This is a genomic window from Mucilaginibacter sp. P4_A11, assembly GCF_056402535.1.
Genome location: NZ_JBFUHE010000021.1, coordinates 63,136 through 81,493, shown reverse-complemented (window position 1 = coordinate 81,493; position 18,358 = coordinate 63,136). Strand labels below are relative to the sequence as shown.

Sequence of the window (18,358 nt, the reverse complement as noted above, 5' to 3'; positions counted from 1 at the left end):
GCCTTTTTAAATTCTAATAAAATATGCCACAAAATAATTCGAGGTGGATCGCATTAACTGTAGTCTTATTTGCGCCATTACTATCGGTAATTGATGTATTCATTATCAATATAGCTATACCAGCCATTCGGAAGGGCGTACATGCCACGGAGGGAGAGGTGCAATTGGTAATTGCCAGTTACCTGTTGGGCTACGCAGCCTTCCTGATTACCGGCGGAAGACTTGGGGACCATTTTGGCCGGAAAAGAATTTACGTGGCGGGAATGATCCTTTTTACTGCAACCTCGTGCTGGTGTGGCCTGTCTCATTCACCCCTGGAGCTGAACATTGCCAGATTTTTTCAAGGGGTGAGCGCGGCCCTAATGGTTCCGCAGACATTGTCCTATATCCAGATCCTTTTTCCAAGCGCTAAAGACCGCGCGAAGGCTGTGGGATGGTTTGGCTTTACCCTTGGGATCGCCAGTATTATGGGACAGTTTCTTGGCGGCTTTCTGACCTATTTCCATTTTTTCATGCCTGGCTGGCGGCTAATATTTTTCATCAATCTACCTCTTGGCTTGCTTGCTTTGAGCGGAGCAGTGAAATTTCTTAAGGAAACGGAGGTTAACGCTGCAAATAAGTTTGATGTTTCAGGTGTGATCATCCTTACAATTTCTTTGTTCTGCCTCATTATACCTTTGATTCAAGGACGGGAGTATAACTGGCCATGGTGGAGTTACACTGCTTTAGGCATTTCAGCAATACTTTTTTTTGGTTTTTTTAAAGATCAGAAGATTAAGCGCTTCAAAGGTAAATCGCCGCTAATAAACACCGATTTGTTAAAGTTCAGGGATTTTGATATCGGGTTACTTTGCGTGTTCTGCCTTTTTGTATTTCATAATGCTTATTTATTGATCAGTACGCTCCTGTTCCAAAATGGCTTCCACTACGATCCCTTCCAGGCCGGAAAGCTATTCGTCGTGTTCGGAATTGGAAGCACCGTGTCTTCCATTTATTCTGGTAAATTAATCAGCCGCTATGGAAAAAAGGTGGTATTGGCAGGCGTCTTATTCCTATTTATTTCTATTGGCCTGCAAGTTTACTTTTTTACACCCGCTTATCATTCTCAATTATTTATCGCCTTTGTTCTTTTTATCCACGGCGCGGGAATGGGCGTTACGATCCCGTCAACGCTGAATCTCACCCTGAAAAGTGTGCCTTCGCAATTTGCCGGTGCCGCATCAGGTTTGTATTCTACATTTCAACAGACCTCATCTGCCTTGGGCGTTTCACTGATTGGTGGCATTTTCTTTAGTGCCATTGGTAAACACGGGGATACAACACACTATCTGCACGCTTTTAAGGTTGCAGCGTTTTGTGAACTTGGTGCGCTCGTCGCCTTATCTGTTTTATTATTTGTCATGCCAGGTGGCGCTGCTACCGGATACGATGTTCAAGAATAGGACCTTTGAAGCGTTGAATGATTAAATAGCGACGTGAAGATGGTACCGGCTGCTTTATCTATCGGTTAATTTAGAGACCGGGTTTGCGGTTGAATCATAATTGATGTGCGTAAATTTTAATTAGCTCGGCGGACATTTTTTTTGTAACTTGATATGCTCTTTTGAACGCTGTTAGCAGCCAATAAGTCGCTCTAAATGAAAGAAAATATTTTAATAGTTGAGGACCAGTTCATCGAAGCCAACGACCTTAAGTCGATCCTGGAAAATGAGGGGTATTCAGTCTGCGGCATTGCACGTTCTGTTGCCAGGGCGTTGGAGATAATTAAAAGTAAGTCACCTGACATCATTATTATTGATATATTATTGCAAGGCGCACCAACCGGAATTGACCTGGCAAGGCAAATTATGTCCCAAAATATACCTTTTATTTACCTTTCGGCCAATTCAAATAATTCTACTTTTATTGAAGCCAAACAAACACAGCCGGATGGATTCCTGGTCAAGCCGTTTCGTAAGAAAGATATTTTGATCGCGCTTGAAATCGCAACTTATCGCTATAAGTTTAAAAGAGATCTGCTAGAACGCCATTCGAGCTGGCTTAACACCCTGCTTATAGAAATTTGCACTAAAGAAATATCACCGGAAGAAAAATTAAAGCAAGCCATTCAGGCATTCCAGCCTTTCATCCCTTTCGAGTTTGTATTAGTTGATTTTAATTCTTTAAATATGCCGGTTCTAGGATTCAACCGGGTAAGTTTTGACCAGTACGAAGCCATCGATATTATTAAATCCCTGGGTCAGCCAGTATCTAATAAGGATATTCATGAATTTCGCCGCTCCTACCTGTCGGGTCATCAGATTTACTACAGGGATGGTTTTGACTTTGAGGAAACCACCCGAAGTGTGAGAATTCTCAAGCAACTTGTTACCAGGTTTGGCACAAAATCTGAATTGGTTGTTCGTCCGGACGCAGCCAAAGAAGTGCCGGCTTACATTTCATTTCTTAGTTCAAACGCCAGCGCATTTAGTCATGAGCACGTGAAGTTGATAATCAGCGTACTTCCGGAACTTAGCTTGTTCATAAAGCATATCCAGCAAAAATCTTCTATAACAAAAAGTAGTTCCAGGACAGGCCAGCTATCCGAACTGGTATCTTTAAGGCCATGGACCACGCAAATAGTTGGTAAGAGCCCCAAATTATTGCATGCACTTGATCAGGCTGTTCAGGTTGCGCAGCACGAGACCTCCGTTTTAGTATTGGGCGAAACAGGCGCCGGAAAAGAAGGTATTGTGAACATTATCCATCATTTATCGCCCCGGAAGAATAAACCGTTCATCAAAATTAATTGCGCAGCAATTCCAGAAACGATGGTCGAATCTGAACTTTTTGGACATGAGCGGGGGGCTTTTACAGGAGCGGTTGAGCGGCGGATCGGTAAGTTTGAACAGGCGCAAGGCGGCACTATTTTTCTTGACGAGATCGGAGAGCTGCCACTTGATATTCAGTCCAAACTTTTAAGGGTCATACAGGAAAAGGAAATTGAACGGCTGGGCGGACGTCAAACGATAAAAACAGATATCAGAATCATAGCGGCAACCAACAGGAATTTGGACAAAGAAGTCGCGTTGGGTTTTTTCAGGATTGACCTTTATTATAGGTTGAACGTATTTCCGATTAAAGTTCCGGCTCTTCGTGAACGCAGGGAAGATATTCCGGCGCTTATTCAGCATTTCCTGCGGGAACATGCAAAAGTTACAGGAGAGGTAGAAAAAAAGTTGGATACTGAAATGATGGATAAATTTGTCGAATATTCCTGGCCGGGCAATATCAGGGAACTAAAGCATCTGATCGAGCGATTCGCCATTTTAACAAAAGAACACATCATATCAGGCTTGGATATCCCGAAAGTTCAAATCGATGTTCCGCCTGTTCCTTTGCCTTTCGCAAAAGGTTTTCAAAGTATAGATGAAGTAGAGAAATCACACATTATGGCCGCAATAAAGAATTGCAATGGAAAAATAGCGGGTCACGGCGGAGCAGCCGAAATCCTCCAGATCCCAGTGGCAACTTTGCGTTATAAAATGAAAAAGCTTGGTATAGGATGGCACTATTTTCACGACAATACCAACTGATGTTTAATAGTTTAGGCTTCATTAAAATTCGAGGATATGCACAGGTGTTTTTGCAGTGTAAAATTGGACCGTATTCGAAAAATTCGTTATAATCTGCTGATTATTTGCGCGTTATTAACAAATTCGGTTTTGGTTTTCGGTCAGGAAGATCAGGATGGAACGGCCAGAAAAGCATTGCGAATCCAGCTTTGTTCAGGGTTTATAACCGTTGTTAAAGACGCAAGTGTCGATCTTGATAGTTCCCTTGTATTTGCCAGCAAGTATAGTGGGATAAGCCGGATCCCAATAATTTTAGAGGATATCGATCCGAAATATTTCCATGAGGACCTGAAATGGATGGATCGGCGAAATCCGATCGTTTTTGAAAAAGAAAGCCAGCAACAATCTGGAAGGCGACATGCACAGAGTTTATTCCTGCTGGGCGCATATTTTGCATTCAGCCCTGGCCTGAATACATCATATAATGACCGGGCTATAAAGATTCTTAATCAGGCCCGGTCAGAACTAGAAGCACTCCGGCTAACGAACCTGGCGGCCCATTGTCTCATCCTCACTGCTAAATGCTATTTAAAAAAAGGTGATACCATCGCTGCCAACCGGTATTTGAAATCGATCACTGGCGATAAGCAGCTAGCAGGGAATAAGCGGTTACTGGCCAAGGCATATACCTATGCAGGCACTTATTACCCTTATTTGCCCACAACTTCAAAGTTGCGGCTGAGCAAGCTGGAATCTGCATTAAGGATTTATCAGGAATTAAAAGACGTGATTAGTCAGGTCAATATTTTACAGAATATCGGTTACCTCAATTTCGCATCAGGTCAACCGGATAAAACAGCTGCTGCAGTAAGGAAAGCGCTTGCGATCCAACGCGCTATTAAATTTCCGTATACACACTACTCAACCGACCTGTTAAGTTTTCTCGCTATGGTGCGGGCTAATTATCCCCAGGAGCTGGCTATCGCCCTGGAAACAGTCAGAACCGCGGAAGCTACACGGGATAGCGTCGGCTTACCTTATTTTTATATGCGTGTTGGTGATTCTTACACTGTCGTAGGCAATCATGCTGCTGAAAGTAATGTCTGGTTCAACAAAGCGTTAGGTGAGTTCATAAAATATAGAGGCGATGCCTCGCTTTACCGACTTTTCGCTAATCAGCAATATGTCACTTCTGGTTTTGGGGGAAACAAAAAACTGCTCGGACTATTAAAGAGCATGTTGAAAAATTATCCACCGCGCAATTCTATTCAAAGACAGGACCTATTTGCATTGTTTGCCGAGTGCTATGAAGACCTAGGTGAATATAAGCTTGCTGAAAAGTACTATCTGAGCGCGGAGGCACTTACAGTTGCGAATGAAGTATCTGAAGGCAACAAAACGAGAGGCCATTTATATGTTGCAATTGTTGACTTTTATATTCACATACGTAACTATACGAAAGCGAAGTTTTACATATCAAAGTACCTTTCCAAACAGAAGGGGCGTGGAGGAGAGTGGATCTATCAGGTGGATGCCTACCGGGCATTATTTAAAATAGATTCAGCGCAGGGTAAGTTTGATGCAATGAAAAACTTATATAAATATGTGGAATTACGTGACAAAATGTATACTGATAAAAAACATCTCCAACTCGAAGAACTGAATGTAAGGTACCAGACATTGCAGAAACAAAAGGACCTGGAAATGTACAAGGCCAAAAATCTGCTGCAGCAGCAACAAGCCAAAGCCTCCAGCAGGGTAATGTATATCGGATTTGCAAGTCTTTTTATCATTATTTGTTTTATCCTAGCCCGGTTCATCAGTAAACAGAAGAGTAATCGCCAGTTAAGCCTGCAAAAGGATGAGATCAATAGGAAAAACAGTTTGTTGGAAGCGGTTATAAGGGAAAAGGACGATCTCCTGATTTCAAAAGAATGGTTGTTAAAAGAAGTTCATCACCGTGTAAAAAACAATCTACAATTGGTAATGAGCTTATTAAACTCTCAGACAAACTATCTTAAAGATGAGTCTGCTATGAAAGCGGTATTGGAAAGCAAGCACCGTGTGCTGGCGATGTCACTGATACATCAAACATTATATAGTTCAGAAAACGTTTCCAGCATAGAGATGTATGACTATATAAAAACCCTGGTGGAATACCTACAGGAAAGCTATGAAACCAAGACTAAGATCTATTTTGAGCAGCAAATTGAACCGCTAAGACTTGATGTCAGCTTTGCGGTCCCGGTAGGTCTTATCCTTAATGAACTGGTGACAAATGCGATCAAGTATGCTTTTCCAACTGAAGGACAAAATCGAATCACTATATCCTTTTTCAAATCAGCAGAGCGTGAAATTACACTCATCGTTGCGGACAGCGGTAGAGGTTTGACCGGGGATTTCAATAATTCAACTATCAAGTCTTTTGGCTTAACGTTGATCCGGGGTCTTACAGAGGATTTAGATGGGAAATTATCTATGGAAAGCCATTTGGGAACGACCGCTACCTTGGTGTTTGAATATTCGGAAATATTCAAGAAGGTGTCGTAAATGATCACGAAGGATGGGATTCCACCCTTCGTGATCATAATTTAAGAAAATAAACTCAAATTCTTTTTGATGTAATCTCTGATGGATATTGGCTTATTACCCGTTATTTTCTCTACATTACCATTTATGCCATCCGTCTCACCGCTATTGAAATCTTTGGTGATTCCTTCTATATGCTGTATAAAATATGGTGTAAAATTATTCGCTTTCAACACCTCACCAAAAGGTTGTGCTTCCATAGGCACGTAGCTGATGTGCCGTCCTAATTCTTGTGAAAGGATTTCAGCCACTTCGAGCTGGGTCAACTCTTCGGGGCCATAAAGTTCATAGGTTTGTCCTGTATGTTCCACCGGGTTAGCCATCACAGCAGCGATGACCCTTCCTGTATCTTCTCCCGCTATTGGCGCATATTTGGAATTGTAGAAAGGGGTCAGCAATCTGTTGTTATGCTTAATCTCCGGCGCGAAATACATGAGCCATTCAGCGAAAAGGGTTGGTCGTAAATGGGTCACAGGTATTCCGCTATGGTCAAACAGTCGTTCTGAAATCCAATGGTTTTGTGCACCATGACTTGGTGATCCTCTCCTTGATGTTCGTTGTGACATATTGACAATATGCCCCACATTTGCTTCCAGCGCTGCCTGAATAAAGTATGCTGTCGCGTCAAGTATACCAGGAACCTGTATAGGGTACACAAAATAAGCGGCTGAAACACCTTCCATAGCCTGGCTTACTGAGTCTAAGTCAGTCAGATCGCCTTCGACGATTTCGGCACCAAGTCCTTTCAATTGTTCGGATCTTTCGTCAGATTGGTGTACCAAAGCGCGAACTGGTATCTGTTGATCAAGTAACTTTGCGACGGCAACGCTGCCGGTAGCACCTGTAGCACCGGTTATCAAAATTTTCTTTTCCATGATTTGATTTATTAAAACCCGTCAAGGGTTTATTTGGCTATTTTAACCAGTAAGTTTGCCAGTTTATCCGGCATCGAAAGAAACGGGGTATGGCTACTGTCCAGTGAATAAACTTCTTTCAATCCATTGGCGATCACCATCTGGTTCTGAACGTCTATGCTGATGACATGATCCTGTAAGGTATGGATATACGCCTTATCCACTTTGCCAAAATTTGAGCTGGTTAACGTTATTGGATTAGTAAAAGGAATAGCCGGCTCAACTTTATAGTTCTTTAAAACCAAGGCCTGGACCGCTGGAGACGAATCGGCGCAGAAGATGTTGATGATGTTTTCGTGTTTAACATCAAGCGTTAGCTTGTCTGCAGATGGGATAAGTGAGGGACCAAGCAAAGATTTGGCATCTGTTGACGCGATTGCAAGCAAAGACTGACCGTTAGTCGGAAGATACGCCCCGACGTAAATTAGTTTTTCAATTTTATCCGGATAAGATTCAGCGACTGCTGAAATGATCATGCCTGCCAAGCTGTGCCCAACTAATATAACTTTACCATCGGTACTGTTAATAGCATCGGCGACTTTACTTTTGTAAACATCTAAGCTTAGCGTCTGAGGGGCAGTGGTATCGCTTCCGTGGCCTGGTAGTTCAACTACGATCACTTTTGCACCTGCTTTCTTTAACGATTTTGTAACATTCTCCCAAGCGTAGGGCGCCATCCATGCACCATGTACGAGGACAAAAGTTTTGTTCGTTTTTTCTTTTGAATGTTTCGGGGTTTTGGCTGCCCATGAGCCAAAGACTACTGAAATTAATAGTAGTACAGATAATGCTGTTGTTTTCATTTTGGTCAATTTATGCGGCGTAAATTTTATTGCCGCATCATTGACTTGTCTATATTAATGCCAGTGATTAACTTTTTAATTATCAATTGATTATAAATATTAATTTATTGAACTGTTACGATATTTCATATTTACTCGATTTTGAAAATGATATGACGTATTCCTTTGGGTGATTGAAAAAAATATCGGGATGTGTCTTTTTCACCATTTATATTGATTAACTTAAAATATTAAAACTAGCAGAGGAGGGACCTTGTAGGGTGACCGCAAAATGTTCCATATTCGCTTGACTACAAGCCGTCATGAAAAAACGGGATTGAGGCATTAAGACGTTACCATATATCGTTTCAAATTTGTTTATTTACTAAATAAAGTAATTATGTCATCGTGAATTGTTTGTTATTCCTTGTTTATCAGGTACTTGTGTTTTGGAATAGAATTAGCAGGATAAAGTTAGCATAATACGGCCCGTATTTCGGCCTTTTAAGATTCCGATACGACATAAGCGTATGAAAACTAAAACCCTTGCATGAAAAATTTAGAATACGGTGATACGAAACCGGCGTCGAAAATCTCCGGTAGTAACCTCAGGAATCTTTTGAATCTGGCCGTTCCTTATATTTTAGAAGTAAAAAGTAAAAAAGATTTTAAGGCCTTCCTTGACGGCGTTTTGCAGGAACTGCTTGTCTACAGCGCTTATATTCTGCTTAAAAAAAACTCATTAGGCAATTTTTTTGATACCTATTTGGCTGATGAAACGCTTCAGGAAATCCAGATAAACTTACCAATCGGAGACCCTTTTTTGAGATCATTTGCCGTGGATGATGGTCCATTGGTTTTGTCCAGGGAAGACCTTAAACAATCATTGGAATTTTCCACCCTATCACGGGTGTTACTCAATATACCGGGTACTGAAATAGCCGTGTTTCCCTTATTTGATGAAGGTGAGTTAGCTGAAGTGCTGTTATTCTTTGCGGAAAATCCTACATCTTTTTTAGAGAAAGGGAATGAAATCATAGAACTCGGTCCGGCTTTTTCAAATTGTCTGAGGATATTATCGCTTAAAGACGACAACAGGCGGCTTGACTACGAAAAGGAAATATTGCTCACGCTTTTAGATGACATCAATGGGGTGAAAGATAAATCAACACTCCTGCCGACCATATATGAGCGCCTTAAGTTTCTGGTACCCTTTGAAGATATTTGGATTACCTGTATAAGTCTGGATAAAAAATCATACCATCTTTTAGATAGCCAACTGGAAGAAAAACGCCGTCAGCATCCTTTCTACGATGACTTTGGTTCTGCCGTGTTTACCCAGGCGAACCGAATGATCAATATAATGTCATCACAGACTAACCCTGTGACTTTTGAATGTGACGTCCTTGCAGACATCGGGTTAGCTAATCATGTATGTGATTTATTCCAAAACACCGGTATTAAACAATTCCTAGCAGTACCATTAAAAGATGGGAAGTCAAGTTTTGGAGGGATATACCTGGCTACGGAGTCAAGCGTTCCATTTTCAAGCCATCAGATCAGAATTCTCCGGACCATGGCTGGGCGCCTGTCCTTAGCGATTACAAGTATGCAGCTATCTGAAAATCTGAAAGAAAAGGAATCAGAGAAGTCAGCACTGCTCGCGCTTAGCGGGGAAATAGCCAGTATCCGTGATCAGAAACAATTACTCGAAATTGTAAAAGGTACAATCAGGAAGCTGATCCCATTTAACGATATTTCAGTTACACTTTACGATTTTCAAAATAAAACACATTTCGGATATCTCCTTTCTGCTGAAAAAAGGCGCTCTGAGCACCCAGAATTTCGTGAAGCGTCAAAGGTACATTCTCCTATTAATGATTCTGTTGTGGAACAGACACTCGCAAACAACAAACCGGTGATATTTCGGGTGGAGGAGTTGGCTAATTCTCCTAATCCCTCCAGGTACATAGATTTTTATAACAAGACAGGTATTGTTGAATTTGTAGGTACTTCCATGTATAATAAGGACGGGATTTTTGGTGGTCTTTATATCTTTTCTGAGCATTACAATACTTATCATCCCAAACAATTTGACCTGATTCAAGGGGTTGCCAACCAGCTTGCTATAACCATATCCAACATCTTGGCCTATGAAGAGTTGTTGAGCAAAGAAGAAGAGAAGGGTATCCTGCTTAACATTAGCAACGACCTGGCAAGTATTCGCGTTAAAAATGATCTTCTGAAAGTTTTGCATAAAAGACTGAAGTCAATCTTCTATTTTGATCATGGCACTATCGCGTTGATTGATGAAGGGAAGAATGTTTATACAGGATATATTTTTGATCCGAATTCTAAATGCACAGAACATCCCGACTATATTAGCATTGCGGAAAACGAATATCCAATGGATGACACGCTCATTCAGCGGGTTTTAATTTCTGATGCGCCAAAGGTATTTGATCTCGCAAATCTTATACTATTAAAGGATTGCCCAGCTTATCTGCACATGAATTATGACTGCGGCATGCGCGAAGTCGTAATAGCGCAGTTGCATTCCGGGAATAACCTCATCGGTTTCCTATTCTTGTTTTCTGATCTGAAAAACAGTTTCAATGCCCAGCAGCTGGAGTTAATTCGTGGCTTGTCTTATCAGATGTCTAATGCTGTCGCCAATATCGTTGCCGATGAAAAGATTATACAAAGAGATCACGAAAAGTCAGTTTTGCTTTCCATGAGTAATGATCTGGCCGGTGTGCGTACTACTGCGGAACTTTACAAAGTCCTTGACCAGCGCTTGCGCAGTCTTTTCAATTACAGTCACTTTATGCTTGCGAAAGTGACAGATGATGGAAATTCATTGGAATCTCTCATTTTGGATCCGAAATCAAAAAACAAGATCCATCCAGATTACCAGGACTTTGCAGCTTCCAAAATCCCGGTAAACGACGGTTTTTTCAGTACGGCTTTTGATACCGGCCGACCCGTTATTTACAATCTTACAGATATCATCAACCGAAATGACCTTCCTGGTCACGTTAAAATGAGTTATAGCAGCGGCATCAAAGAAATGGTGCTGGTTGGTTTGTCCAACGGCCAAAGGAGGACAGGAATGCTGGGTATCTTTACTGAAGATCCGAATACCATAAAAGTGGAACACTTGAATTTACTTCACGGAATATCCTCCCAACTGGCTACAGCGGTTGCCAACATTCTTGCTAATGAAAAAATAGAGCAACAGGTGCTCGAAATTTCTAATTTCAAAAAACAACTGGAAGTTGAAAATCTTTATCTGCAGGAAGAAATACAAACCACAAGCAATTATAGCGAAATTGTCGGCAATAGTACTGCACTTCGTGATGTGTTCAGGTTGGTTACCAGCGTAGCACCAACAACCAGTTCCGTGTTGATTCTGGGCGAAACGGGCACGGGTAAAGAACTTATTGCAAGGGCAATTCATAATTCGTCGCCCAGAAAAGGAAAATTAATGGTGAAAGTGAATTGTGCAACATTACCCGCGAACCTGATAGAAAGTGAGCTCTTCGGACATGAAAAGGGAAGCTTTACCGGTGCCACCGATAAACGGATAGGAAAGTTTGAGCTGGCCAATAACAGCACCTTGTTCCTGGATGAAATCGGGGAAATGCCACTTGAACTCCAGGTGAAATTGCTCCGGGCACTTCAGGAAAAGGAAATAGAACGGGTTGGCGGCCGGACGGTGATTAAAACGGATGTCCGAATCATTGCTGCAACAAACCGTGACCTGGAAAAAGAAGTTTCGCTGGGTAATTTCAGGAGCGATTTATTTTACAGGCTGAATGTGTTCCCTGTTTTCATCCCCCCTCTCCGGGAGCGAAGAGAAGATATTCCGCTTTTAGCTGCTCATTTTTTGGTTAAACATTCCAAGAAAGCTGGTAAAAAAGTAGTCGGATTTTCAGCGAAAGTTATTAAAGCGCTAGCAGCTTACAACTGGCCAGGTAACGTAAGGGAACTTGAACATTTAATCGAGCGAAGTATACTATTGACCTCGCAGCAACTCATTACGCAATTGCAAATTCCGTCACCTGAAAAGGATGGTTTGGAATCTTATTTCTCTACCGGGGATTTCAGGACAATCGATGATGTTGAAAGGGAACACATTATACAGGTCTTGAAGGCGTGTAAAGGAAAAGTTGCCGGTCCCGGCGGCGCAGCAGATGCGCTTAAAATCCCTTCAACCACTTTAAATTCGAAGATGAAAAGGCTCGGAATTAAGAAGGAATATATGCAGGAATAGTGTTTCTTTCAGGATCATTGAAAAAGGTGTAATTTTAAGGCCATAGCTAAAATTACACCTTTTGAAGTTTAATATGTCGCTGGCAATTCGTGCTTTCCGATTAGTCTTCTTAAAGAAATAACATGCCCGAATAATACTAACGGCACAATAAATGTCGGCAACCAAACAAATGGAAAAATCAATATCGCCCAATTGGGTTGGTCAAAAGCAAGTTTTTGAATCGGAAGCGGCGCGGCTAACAAAGCCTTGGACACCACATTGATTAAAAGCAACAGACAAATGATATTCCAGGCTAATAATAACCGGGGTTTAAAAGGCCTTTTGGAAAACACCAGGTAAGCGATCACAGGGGCACTTAGACCCGAAAGGATATCAAGATTACCACCTTCGAAAGTCATTAATTTCGGAACGGCTTTGTTAATAAAGAGCGCAAAAAGAACCAACTCCACAAAGATCCTGACGGTGTTCAGATAGGTAATTTCTTTTAGAGGCAGACTATCTATGAATTGCCGTCCATTTTTTGTAACCATCAATATGATGATAAGTAGTATGGCAGGCATGATACCGATAAGAAACAGCTTTGGTGGAAAGCTCTGCAGGTTAGTACTGTAAACATCCCTGGCTGCCAGAACCCCCTGTATAGCCACCCAAATAAACATGGCTACATAAACGAGTTTTTTACCTTTCGGACTTAAATAAGTTGATCTATGTAAGATCAGAATGTACATTAAATATGTGGCGAGCGTTGTTAGGCCAAATGCTATGGCTAAATAACTTGGAAGTTGTAGGTTCATATTTTTGGGGTTTGAAGTGTTTTGAATATAATAGCTATTAATCAAATAAACATCCACTTTGCAATTTATTCATTTACAATTGATTAGTCATTTTTAAATTTTTAAATGTTACTTTATATCATAAAAACGCAAAATGCAAATGATATAAAGTAGCTAACAGATTTTTTAGGCATCAGCTGCAACGAGTTCAGATGATAAAAAGTCTAACACATTCTTTGAATGAGCTTCTCCGTTGAGAAAAGCCCTGAACTTGAACGCTACTTTTCCATCTGTTCCTATAACAAAAGTTTCCCGTCCTTTTAAAAACAACCACGGTTTCACACCAAATGCTTCCCTTACGGCATTCCCGGTGTCGCTTAATAAAGAAAATGTTAACCGGTTTTTCTCTGCAAATTTCTTGTGGCTTTCGACGCTCCCATCGTTTATTCCTATTACAAGGGCACCTTTTTCGACAAAGTCGGCAAAACTGTCCCGGAAAGCACATGCTTCTGCGGTGCACACGGCGCTTTCATCCTTCGGGTAAAAGTAAATAACCACCTTTTGATATTTTAAATGATCTTCAATGTTAAAGGTCTTACCGTTTTGGTCAAGCAGGGTGAATTTGGGTACATTATCCCCTATTTCTAAAATTTTCATATTATTTAATTATTAGTAATTTGGTTATTTAAATAACTCGATGTTATTGTTTACGTAGTCACTGAAGGAAAGTGGTTTGGTCCCAGTGATCTCCTCCACGTGACTGTTATGGCCGGCCATTTCTCCTGACCTGAACATGTGGCCAATTGCGGCAATGTGCTGGATGTTGAATGCTGTATTGTAAGGAGAATTACTCGAGCGGATAATATCCGAAAATGCATCTGGTTCAAAAGACAAGTAGTTAATATTGCGGCCCAGCACTTCGGATAAAATTGCTGCTACTTCTTCCTGGTCTAGTTCTGCCGGCCCGTAAAGCGGGTAGGTCTTACCCGCGTGCCCCTCAGGGTCTGCTAATATTGCGGCACCAACTCTGCCAATATCTTCGCTGTTAATAGAAGCATATTTAACGATGCTTCCATAAGGTGAGATCAGCCTGTTATTTTCTTTTATTTCCTGTCCAAAATAAGCAAGCCAGTCCATAAATAAAGTGGGTTGCAAATGCGTAACAGGAACACCGGAACGGTCAAGCAAGCGTTCGGCCACCCAGTGGGCCTGGGCAGAATGGCTCGGTGCATGTCTCAATGCTGTGCGCTGGGAAACATTAACAATAAGACCTATTTTCGCCTCTCTGGCAGCCTCGGCGAATAATGCGGTCGCCTCCAAAAGCCCGGGCGCAACCGGATAAACAAAATATGCACCGCCAGTACCATTCATCGCGGCAGTTAATGAATCCAGATCGTTAAAATCTCCGATTACAATTTCAGCGCCTAATGACTTTAATTTTTCCGAACGTTCATCATGCTGACGAACCATCGCCCTTACGGGCACATTTAACTCCAGCAGGCGTTTTGCGGCAAAGTTGCCTGTAACTCCTGTTGCTCCGGTAACCAATACTTTACTTTTCATGTTGTTATTTTCTAAATGTTTTAAATGTTGTCTTTTCGTCTGCTCTCCGTACCCTTTAATTTTATTATACACAAATCGCTTATTCCCGAGGCGTCAGCTGACAGCCATCTTTAGAGGCATGATTTTGATATTATTAAATTATGGACTATATTTGCAAGCAGTTGCAAAACAAAACCAATGCAAATGTAGATATATAATTTTAATTTGCAACTGGTTTTAAAATAAAATCACAAATAATGAAAAATAACAGATCCTTCTGTCCGCTTAATCTTATGGTTGAGATCGTAGGCGATAAGTGGAGCTTGCTCATTTTGAGCGAAATAATGTTTGAAAACAAACGACATTTCAGGCAATTTCTACAAATGGAGGAAAAAATCGCTTCGAATATTTTAACGGACAGATTGAACATGCTTGAACAGCAAGGTATGCTGACCAAGAAACACGATCCTGATCATAAACAGGGATTTATCTATGGTTTGACAGAAAGGAGTATTGACTTGTTGCCAATGATCATGGAAGGAATCAGGTGGAGCCTTGCCTATGAACCGGTCGATCTGGTTAGGTATGCATCAGCAGTCAATCTGCTGCAAGGGGGAAAAGATGCTACAAGCCGTTTGCGAAATGATTTGCTTGATATGCACCATATCTTACCTGAAAAAATAAATTAAAGCCTTCTAATCACCGGCAGAGATCCCCTCACGGTGAACAATCGTGCCGGCTAAAAAAGTTAAAAAATCATATACGTTAATTTTCATATCATGAAATACCACCAAATAGTAATAAAATCTTTCCGCTACGCAGCCTTTATTGGGGTCCTGCTGTGTTGTAACAAAGTATCGTTTTCCCAATCCACGCAGGATCCAAGTGAGCTACGCTATCAGCTGGGCTGGGACGGCAACTCCACAAAAATAAGTGTGGACGTGACTTACTTTCCACACACAAAAGATAGTACCATTTTTTATTATGGTCATCCCGAACTAGGTGGCCAGAAGAATATATTCGATATCATCAGCCGGGTGACTGCTGGCAGGGGAGACCGTATTTTGATTGATCAGCTGGCCCGGAAGATCAAAGTCTTTCATGCTAAAAGCGGGATAGCCTCTATCCATTATGAAATAGATGGCAAACTTTTGATAGACGAAAAACGCGCAAGGCCGAATGAGTTGTTTCGACCGGTGGTTTACCAGGGAACATTTTATAGCCTCGGCTACAATTTGTTTCTGTCCACACCTGACACTACCTATAAAGCTGTCGTTCTGTGGTGGAATCGCTGGCCGAAAAACATGCCCTATTTTTACTCCCTGAATCCCGTCGCCAAACCTTCTGAAAAGCAAACCGTGAAACCGGAGAACTTAAATAACTTGCTTTTTGCCGGCGATCGGAAACTGATCAAGAAGAAATACGATGTTTATGGCATTCCCTATTACGCCGTAACAACACAAAGGGACAGCCTGAATAACATGCAGCAGGAGATTGCGCCATTTTTTACTGAATTTTTTCCGTCTATCCGGGATTTTTGGGGTGACTATAAGGGAACGTCCTACTTTATCTGCATGCTGCCATTATTCAATAATCCGCCATCGACTGCTACCGGTGTTAACCTGGGACAAGGTTTAATTATGAAGTATAGCGGTCCTTATGATGACATGAAAAAAAGGGTGATCGCACATGAAACCTCGCATACCTGGATAGGAAAAGCCATAAGACTACAAGCAAAAGGATTCCAAACGGCATGGTTTTCCGAAGGATTTAACGATTACATTTCGGTGTTCAATCTCGTAAAGGCAGGGATGATGGGATCAACCGCGTTCCTGCATCACCTGAATATAGAAAACTTAAAAAGTCACTACACCAATCCTGCTAACCGAATGCCCGCAGATTCAATTGAAAAGCATTTTTGGGAAAGTCATAATTATGAGGTCTTGTCGTACCAAAGAGGCTTTATCTACGCTTTCTACCTGGACAATCAAATTAGGATAACATCTAATGGTAACCAAAATATCAGGTCATTCCTGGTTTCCTTTTTCAAACATGTTCAAGCACAACAGCAGCCAATAACTTTAACTGATTATGAAGATGAATTGTCTTTGTTTATTCCGAAGGCAAGAGTATTGAAGGAAACAAACGATTTGTTGCTCAATGGCCAATTACTGGATTTTCATCAGATCCGGCTGATGAATGGTTTTACAGTGCAGTTTGAAGAAAATGTGCCCGTTATTAAAATCAGCACTGGCTATAATATTAGCGACCTGTACCATTTTTAACTTGCATATGTTATTAGCAGTTGAACAACCTTCTTTGGACATATTTTCAATGATCGGAAATAATAACCGGACCGCCTTTTCTTTTCGCCTGGCCGACCGCTATCAATAATAAAGGTAATGCTGCAACGAAGATTAAACCCAAGAGAAAAAAAGCATTATCATAACTCAATAATGTAGATTGCCGAATAACGACCTGGTCGATTAATTTCAGCGCTTTTATTTTTGCGTCAAAAATGCTGTAGCCTTTGTTTTGAAAATAAGATGTATAGCTCTGGAGCCTTAATACGGTTTGGGGGTCGGTCAGTGTAATGTGGGAGATCAGATCAACCCTGTGAGATGCTATTCTTCTGGCCAGGTAAGTATTAAAAATAGATATGCCAAAGGATCCCCCGAGTTGCCGCATCATATTATTCAAAGCTGCCCCTTGAGGGATATCTTTGTCTGCAAGAGAGGAAACCGCCAGTGCTGTCAAAGGAACGGTCAGCAAGGCAAGGCCTACTGCCCGGAATATCAGGGTAAATGTGATTTCCCCACCTGATGTTTCCAAGGTCAGGCCGGACATTCGCCAATTGAAATAAATAAACAATGCGAATCCGACAATGATAATGATGATCGGTGATAAGCCTTTCTGCAGCAGACGTGCGGAAATAATCAGTCCGAAGATGGCGATTATAGCACCTGGAAGCAGTAGCAGCCCGGTTTGGGACGGCGTAAAGCCTAACAGTCGTTGTGCAACGACAGGCGTCAGATATACGGACGTGAACAATCCCAGGCCGGTTACGAATGTAAGGACAGCGGCGACACTCAGCGTTTTGCTCTTCAACACACGCAGGTTTACCACCGGATCTTTTATCTTCAGTTCCCAGAGGACAAAAAAAGTAAGACAAATCATGGCGGTAACTGTGAGCCATATAATATAATTTGCAGCGAACCAATCGTCTGTTTCACCACGTTCTAATACCGTCTGCAGAGCGCCTATTCCGACAGCCAGCAAACCTATCCCTGTCCAATCAACCCTTTTAATGGTCTGCTTCACTGTTGGTTCAGATAAGAGAAAAAAGCAAGATATGGCGGCAAGGGCTCCCAACGGGACATTGATATAAAATATCCATGGCCATGAGTAATTTTCAGTGATGAAACCACCTAATGTCGGTCCTATGGTTGGACCCACAAAAACGCCTACACCAAATAATGCGCTTGCAACGCCTTGCTTTTCTTTAGGAAAAAGTTCGAATACGATTACTTGGGAAACAGAAAGCAGTGCCCCCCCGCCCAGACCCTGTATGAACCTGAAAAAGACCAGAGTCCAGATATTTCCCGCCTGTCCGCACATCAGGGAGCAAAAAGTAAATAAGATTATTGATCCGATGTAGTAGTTTCTGCGGCCAAGCTTGGTAGTTAAAAAACTAGTAATGGGTATAATGATTACATTGGCAATTGCATACGATGTAATGACCCAGGACGTATCTTCTAGAGTCGACCCAAGATTACCACTCATGTAATTTAACGCCACATTGACTATAGACGTGTCTATAAGCTCCATAATGGCCGCTAGTATCACGATAAATATCAGAAAATTTCGTCTCAGATTGCTCATTTGCCTAATGGGAGTTAAAAGTGTTGCTATTTACTTTTCCAATTAC

General features: G+C 41.6%; 12 protein-coding genes. 6 read left to right on the top strand and 6 right to left on the bottom strand.

What is annotated here, in order from left to right; all coding sequences use genetic code 11:
• The first annotated feature begins 23 nt into the window (after positions 1 to 23).
• The 3 genes from AC1DUD_RS28285 (at position 24) to AC1DUD_RS28275 (ending at position 6,104) form a co-directional block, all read left to right on the top strand.
• Positions 24 to 1,442 carry an MFS transporter gene (locus tag AC1DUD_RS28285; RefSeq protein ID WP_477380800.1) on the top strand — a complete coding sequence of 473 codons (1,419 nt, stop codon included), beginning with the start codon at positions 24 to 26 and terminating at the stop codon, positions 1,440 to 1,442.
• A gap of 195 nt (positions 1,443 to 1,637) precedes the next feature.
• Positions 1,638 to 3,575 carry a sigma-54 dependent transcriptional regulator gene (locus tag AC1DUD_RS28280; RefSeq protein WP_477380797.1) on the top strand — a complete coding sequence of 646 codons (1,938 nt, stop codon included), beginning with the start codon at positions 1,638 to 1,640 and terminating at the stop codon, positions 3,573 to 3,575.
• A 63-nt stretch (positions 3,576 to 3,638) separates the two neighbouring features.
• Positions 3,639 to 6,104 carry a tetratricopeptide repeat-containing sensor histidine kinase gene (locus AC1DUD_RS28275; RefSeq protein WP_477380795.1) on the top strand — a complete coding sequence of 822 codons (2,466 nt, stop codon included), beginning with the start codon at positions 3,639 to 3,641 and terminating at the stop codon, positions 6,102 to 6,104.
• A 41-nt stretch (positions 6,105 to 6,145) separates the two neighbouring features.
• On the opposite strand, the gene AC1DUD_RS28270 is transcribed toward AC1DUD_RS28275, so the two are convergent.
• Positions 6,146 to 7,018 carry an NmrA family NAD(P)-binding protein gene (locus AC1DUD_RS28270; RefSeq protein ID WP_477380793.1) on the bottom strand — a complete coding sequence of 291 codons (873 nt, stop codon included), beginning with the start codon at positions 7,016 to 7,018 and terminating at the stop codon, positions 6,146 to 6,148.
• Positions 7,019 to 7,047: 29 nt separating this feature from the next.
• On the bottom strand, positions 7,048 to 7,860 hold the full coding sequence (locus AC1DUD_RS28265; RefSeq protein ID WP_454801302.1) for an alpha/beta fold hydrolase: 813 nt from the start codon (positions 7,858 to 7,860) through the stop codon (positions 7,048 to 7,050).
• A gap of 529 nt (positions 7,861 to 8,389) precedes the next feature.
• Between AC1DUD_RS28265 and AC1DUD_RS28260 the strand changes: the two genes are divergently transcribed.
• Positions 8,390 to 12,115 carry a sigma-54-dependent Fis family transcriptional regulator gene (locus AC1DUD_RS28260; RefSeq protein WP_477380791.1) on the top strand — a complete coding sequence of 1,242 codons (3,726 nt, stop codon included), beginning with the start codon at positions 8,390 to 8,392 and terminating at the stop codon, positions 12,113 to 12,115.
• Between the two features lie 68 nt (positions 12,116 to 12,183).
• Here AC1DUD_RS28260 and AC1DUD_RS28255 read toward each other — a convergent pair whose 3' ends face one another.
• The 3 genes from AC1DUD_RS28255 to AC1DUD_RS28245 all read right to left on the bottom strand — a co-directional run bounded on the left by AC1DUD_RS28255 (position 12,184) and on the right by AC1DUD_RS28245 (position 14,451).
• Positions 12,184 to 12,909: a hypothetical protein gene (locus AC1DUD_RS28255; protein WP_454801300.1), complete on the bottom strand. Its 726-nt coding sequence runs from the start codon at positions 12,907 to 12,909 to the stop codon at positions 12,184 to 12,186.
• A 165-nt stretch (positions 12,910 to 13,074) separates the two neighbouring features.
• Positions 13,075 to 13,545: a peroxiredoxin gene (locus AC1DUD_RS28250; protein ID WP_477380788.1), complete on the bottom strand. Its 471-nt coding sequence runs from the start codon at positions 13,543 to 13,545 to the stop codon at positions 13,075 to 13,077.
• 24 nt (positions 13,546 to 13,569) lie between these two features.
• Positions 13,570 to 14,451, bottom strand: a complete 882-nt coding sequence (locus tag AC1DUD_RS28245; RefSeq protein WP_477380786.1) for an NmrA family NAD(P)-binding protein — start codon at positions 14,449 to 14,451, stop codon at positions 13,570 to 13,572.
• A gap of 236 nt (positions 14,452 to 14,687) precedes the next feature.
• On the opposite strand from AC1DUD_RS28245, the gene AC1DUD_RS28240 reads away from it, so the two are divergent.
• Positions 14,688 to 15,119: a winged helix-turn-helix transcriptional regulator gene (locus AC1DUD_RS28240; protein WP_454801296.1), complete on the top strand. Its 432-nt coding sequence runs from the start codon at positions 14,688 to 14,690 to the stop codon at positions 15,117 to 15,119.
• A 90-nt stretch (positions 15,120 to 15,209) separates the two neighbouring features.
• On the top strand, positions 15,210 to 16,715 hold the full coding sequence (locus tag AC1DUD_RS28235; protein WP_477380783.1) for a M1 family aminopeptidase: 1,506 nt from the start codon (positions 15,210 to 15,212) through the stop codon (positions 16,713 to 16,715).
• Positions 16,716 to 16,761: 46 nt separating this feature from the next.
• Here the strand turns inward: AC1DUD_RS28235 and AC1DUD_RS28230 are convergent, their stop codons facing one another.
• Entirely contained in the window at positions 16,762 to 18,312 is a 1,551-nt protein-coding gene (locus AC1DUD_RS28230; RefSeq protein WP_454801293.1) for a DHA2 family efflux MFS transporter permease subunit, read from the bottom strand.
• Between the last annotated feature and the right edge of the window lie 46 nt (positions 18,313 to 18,358).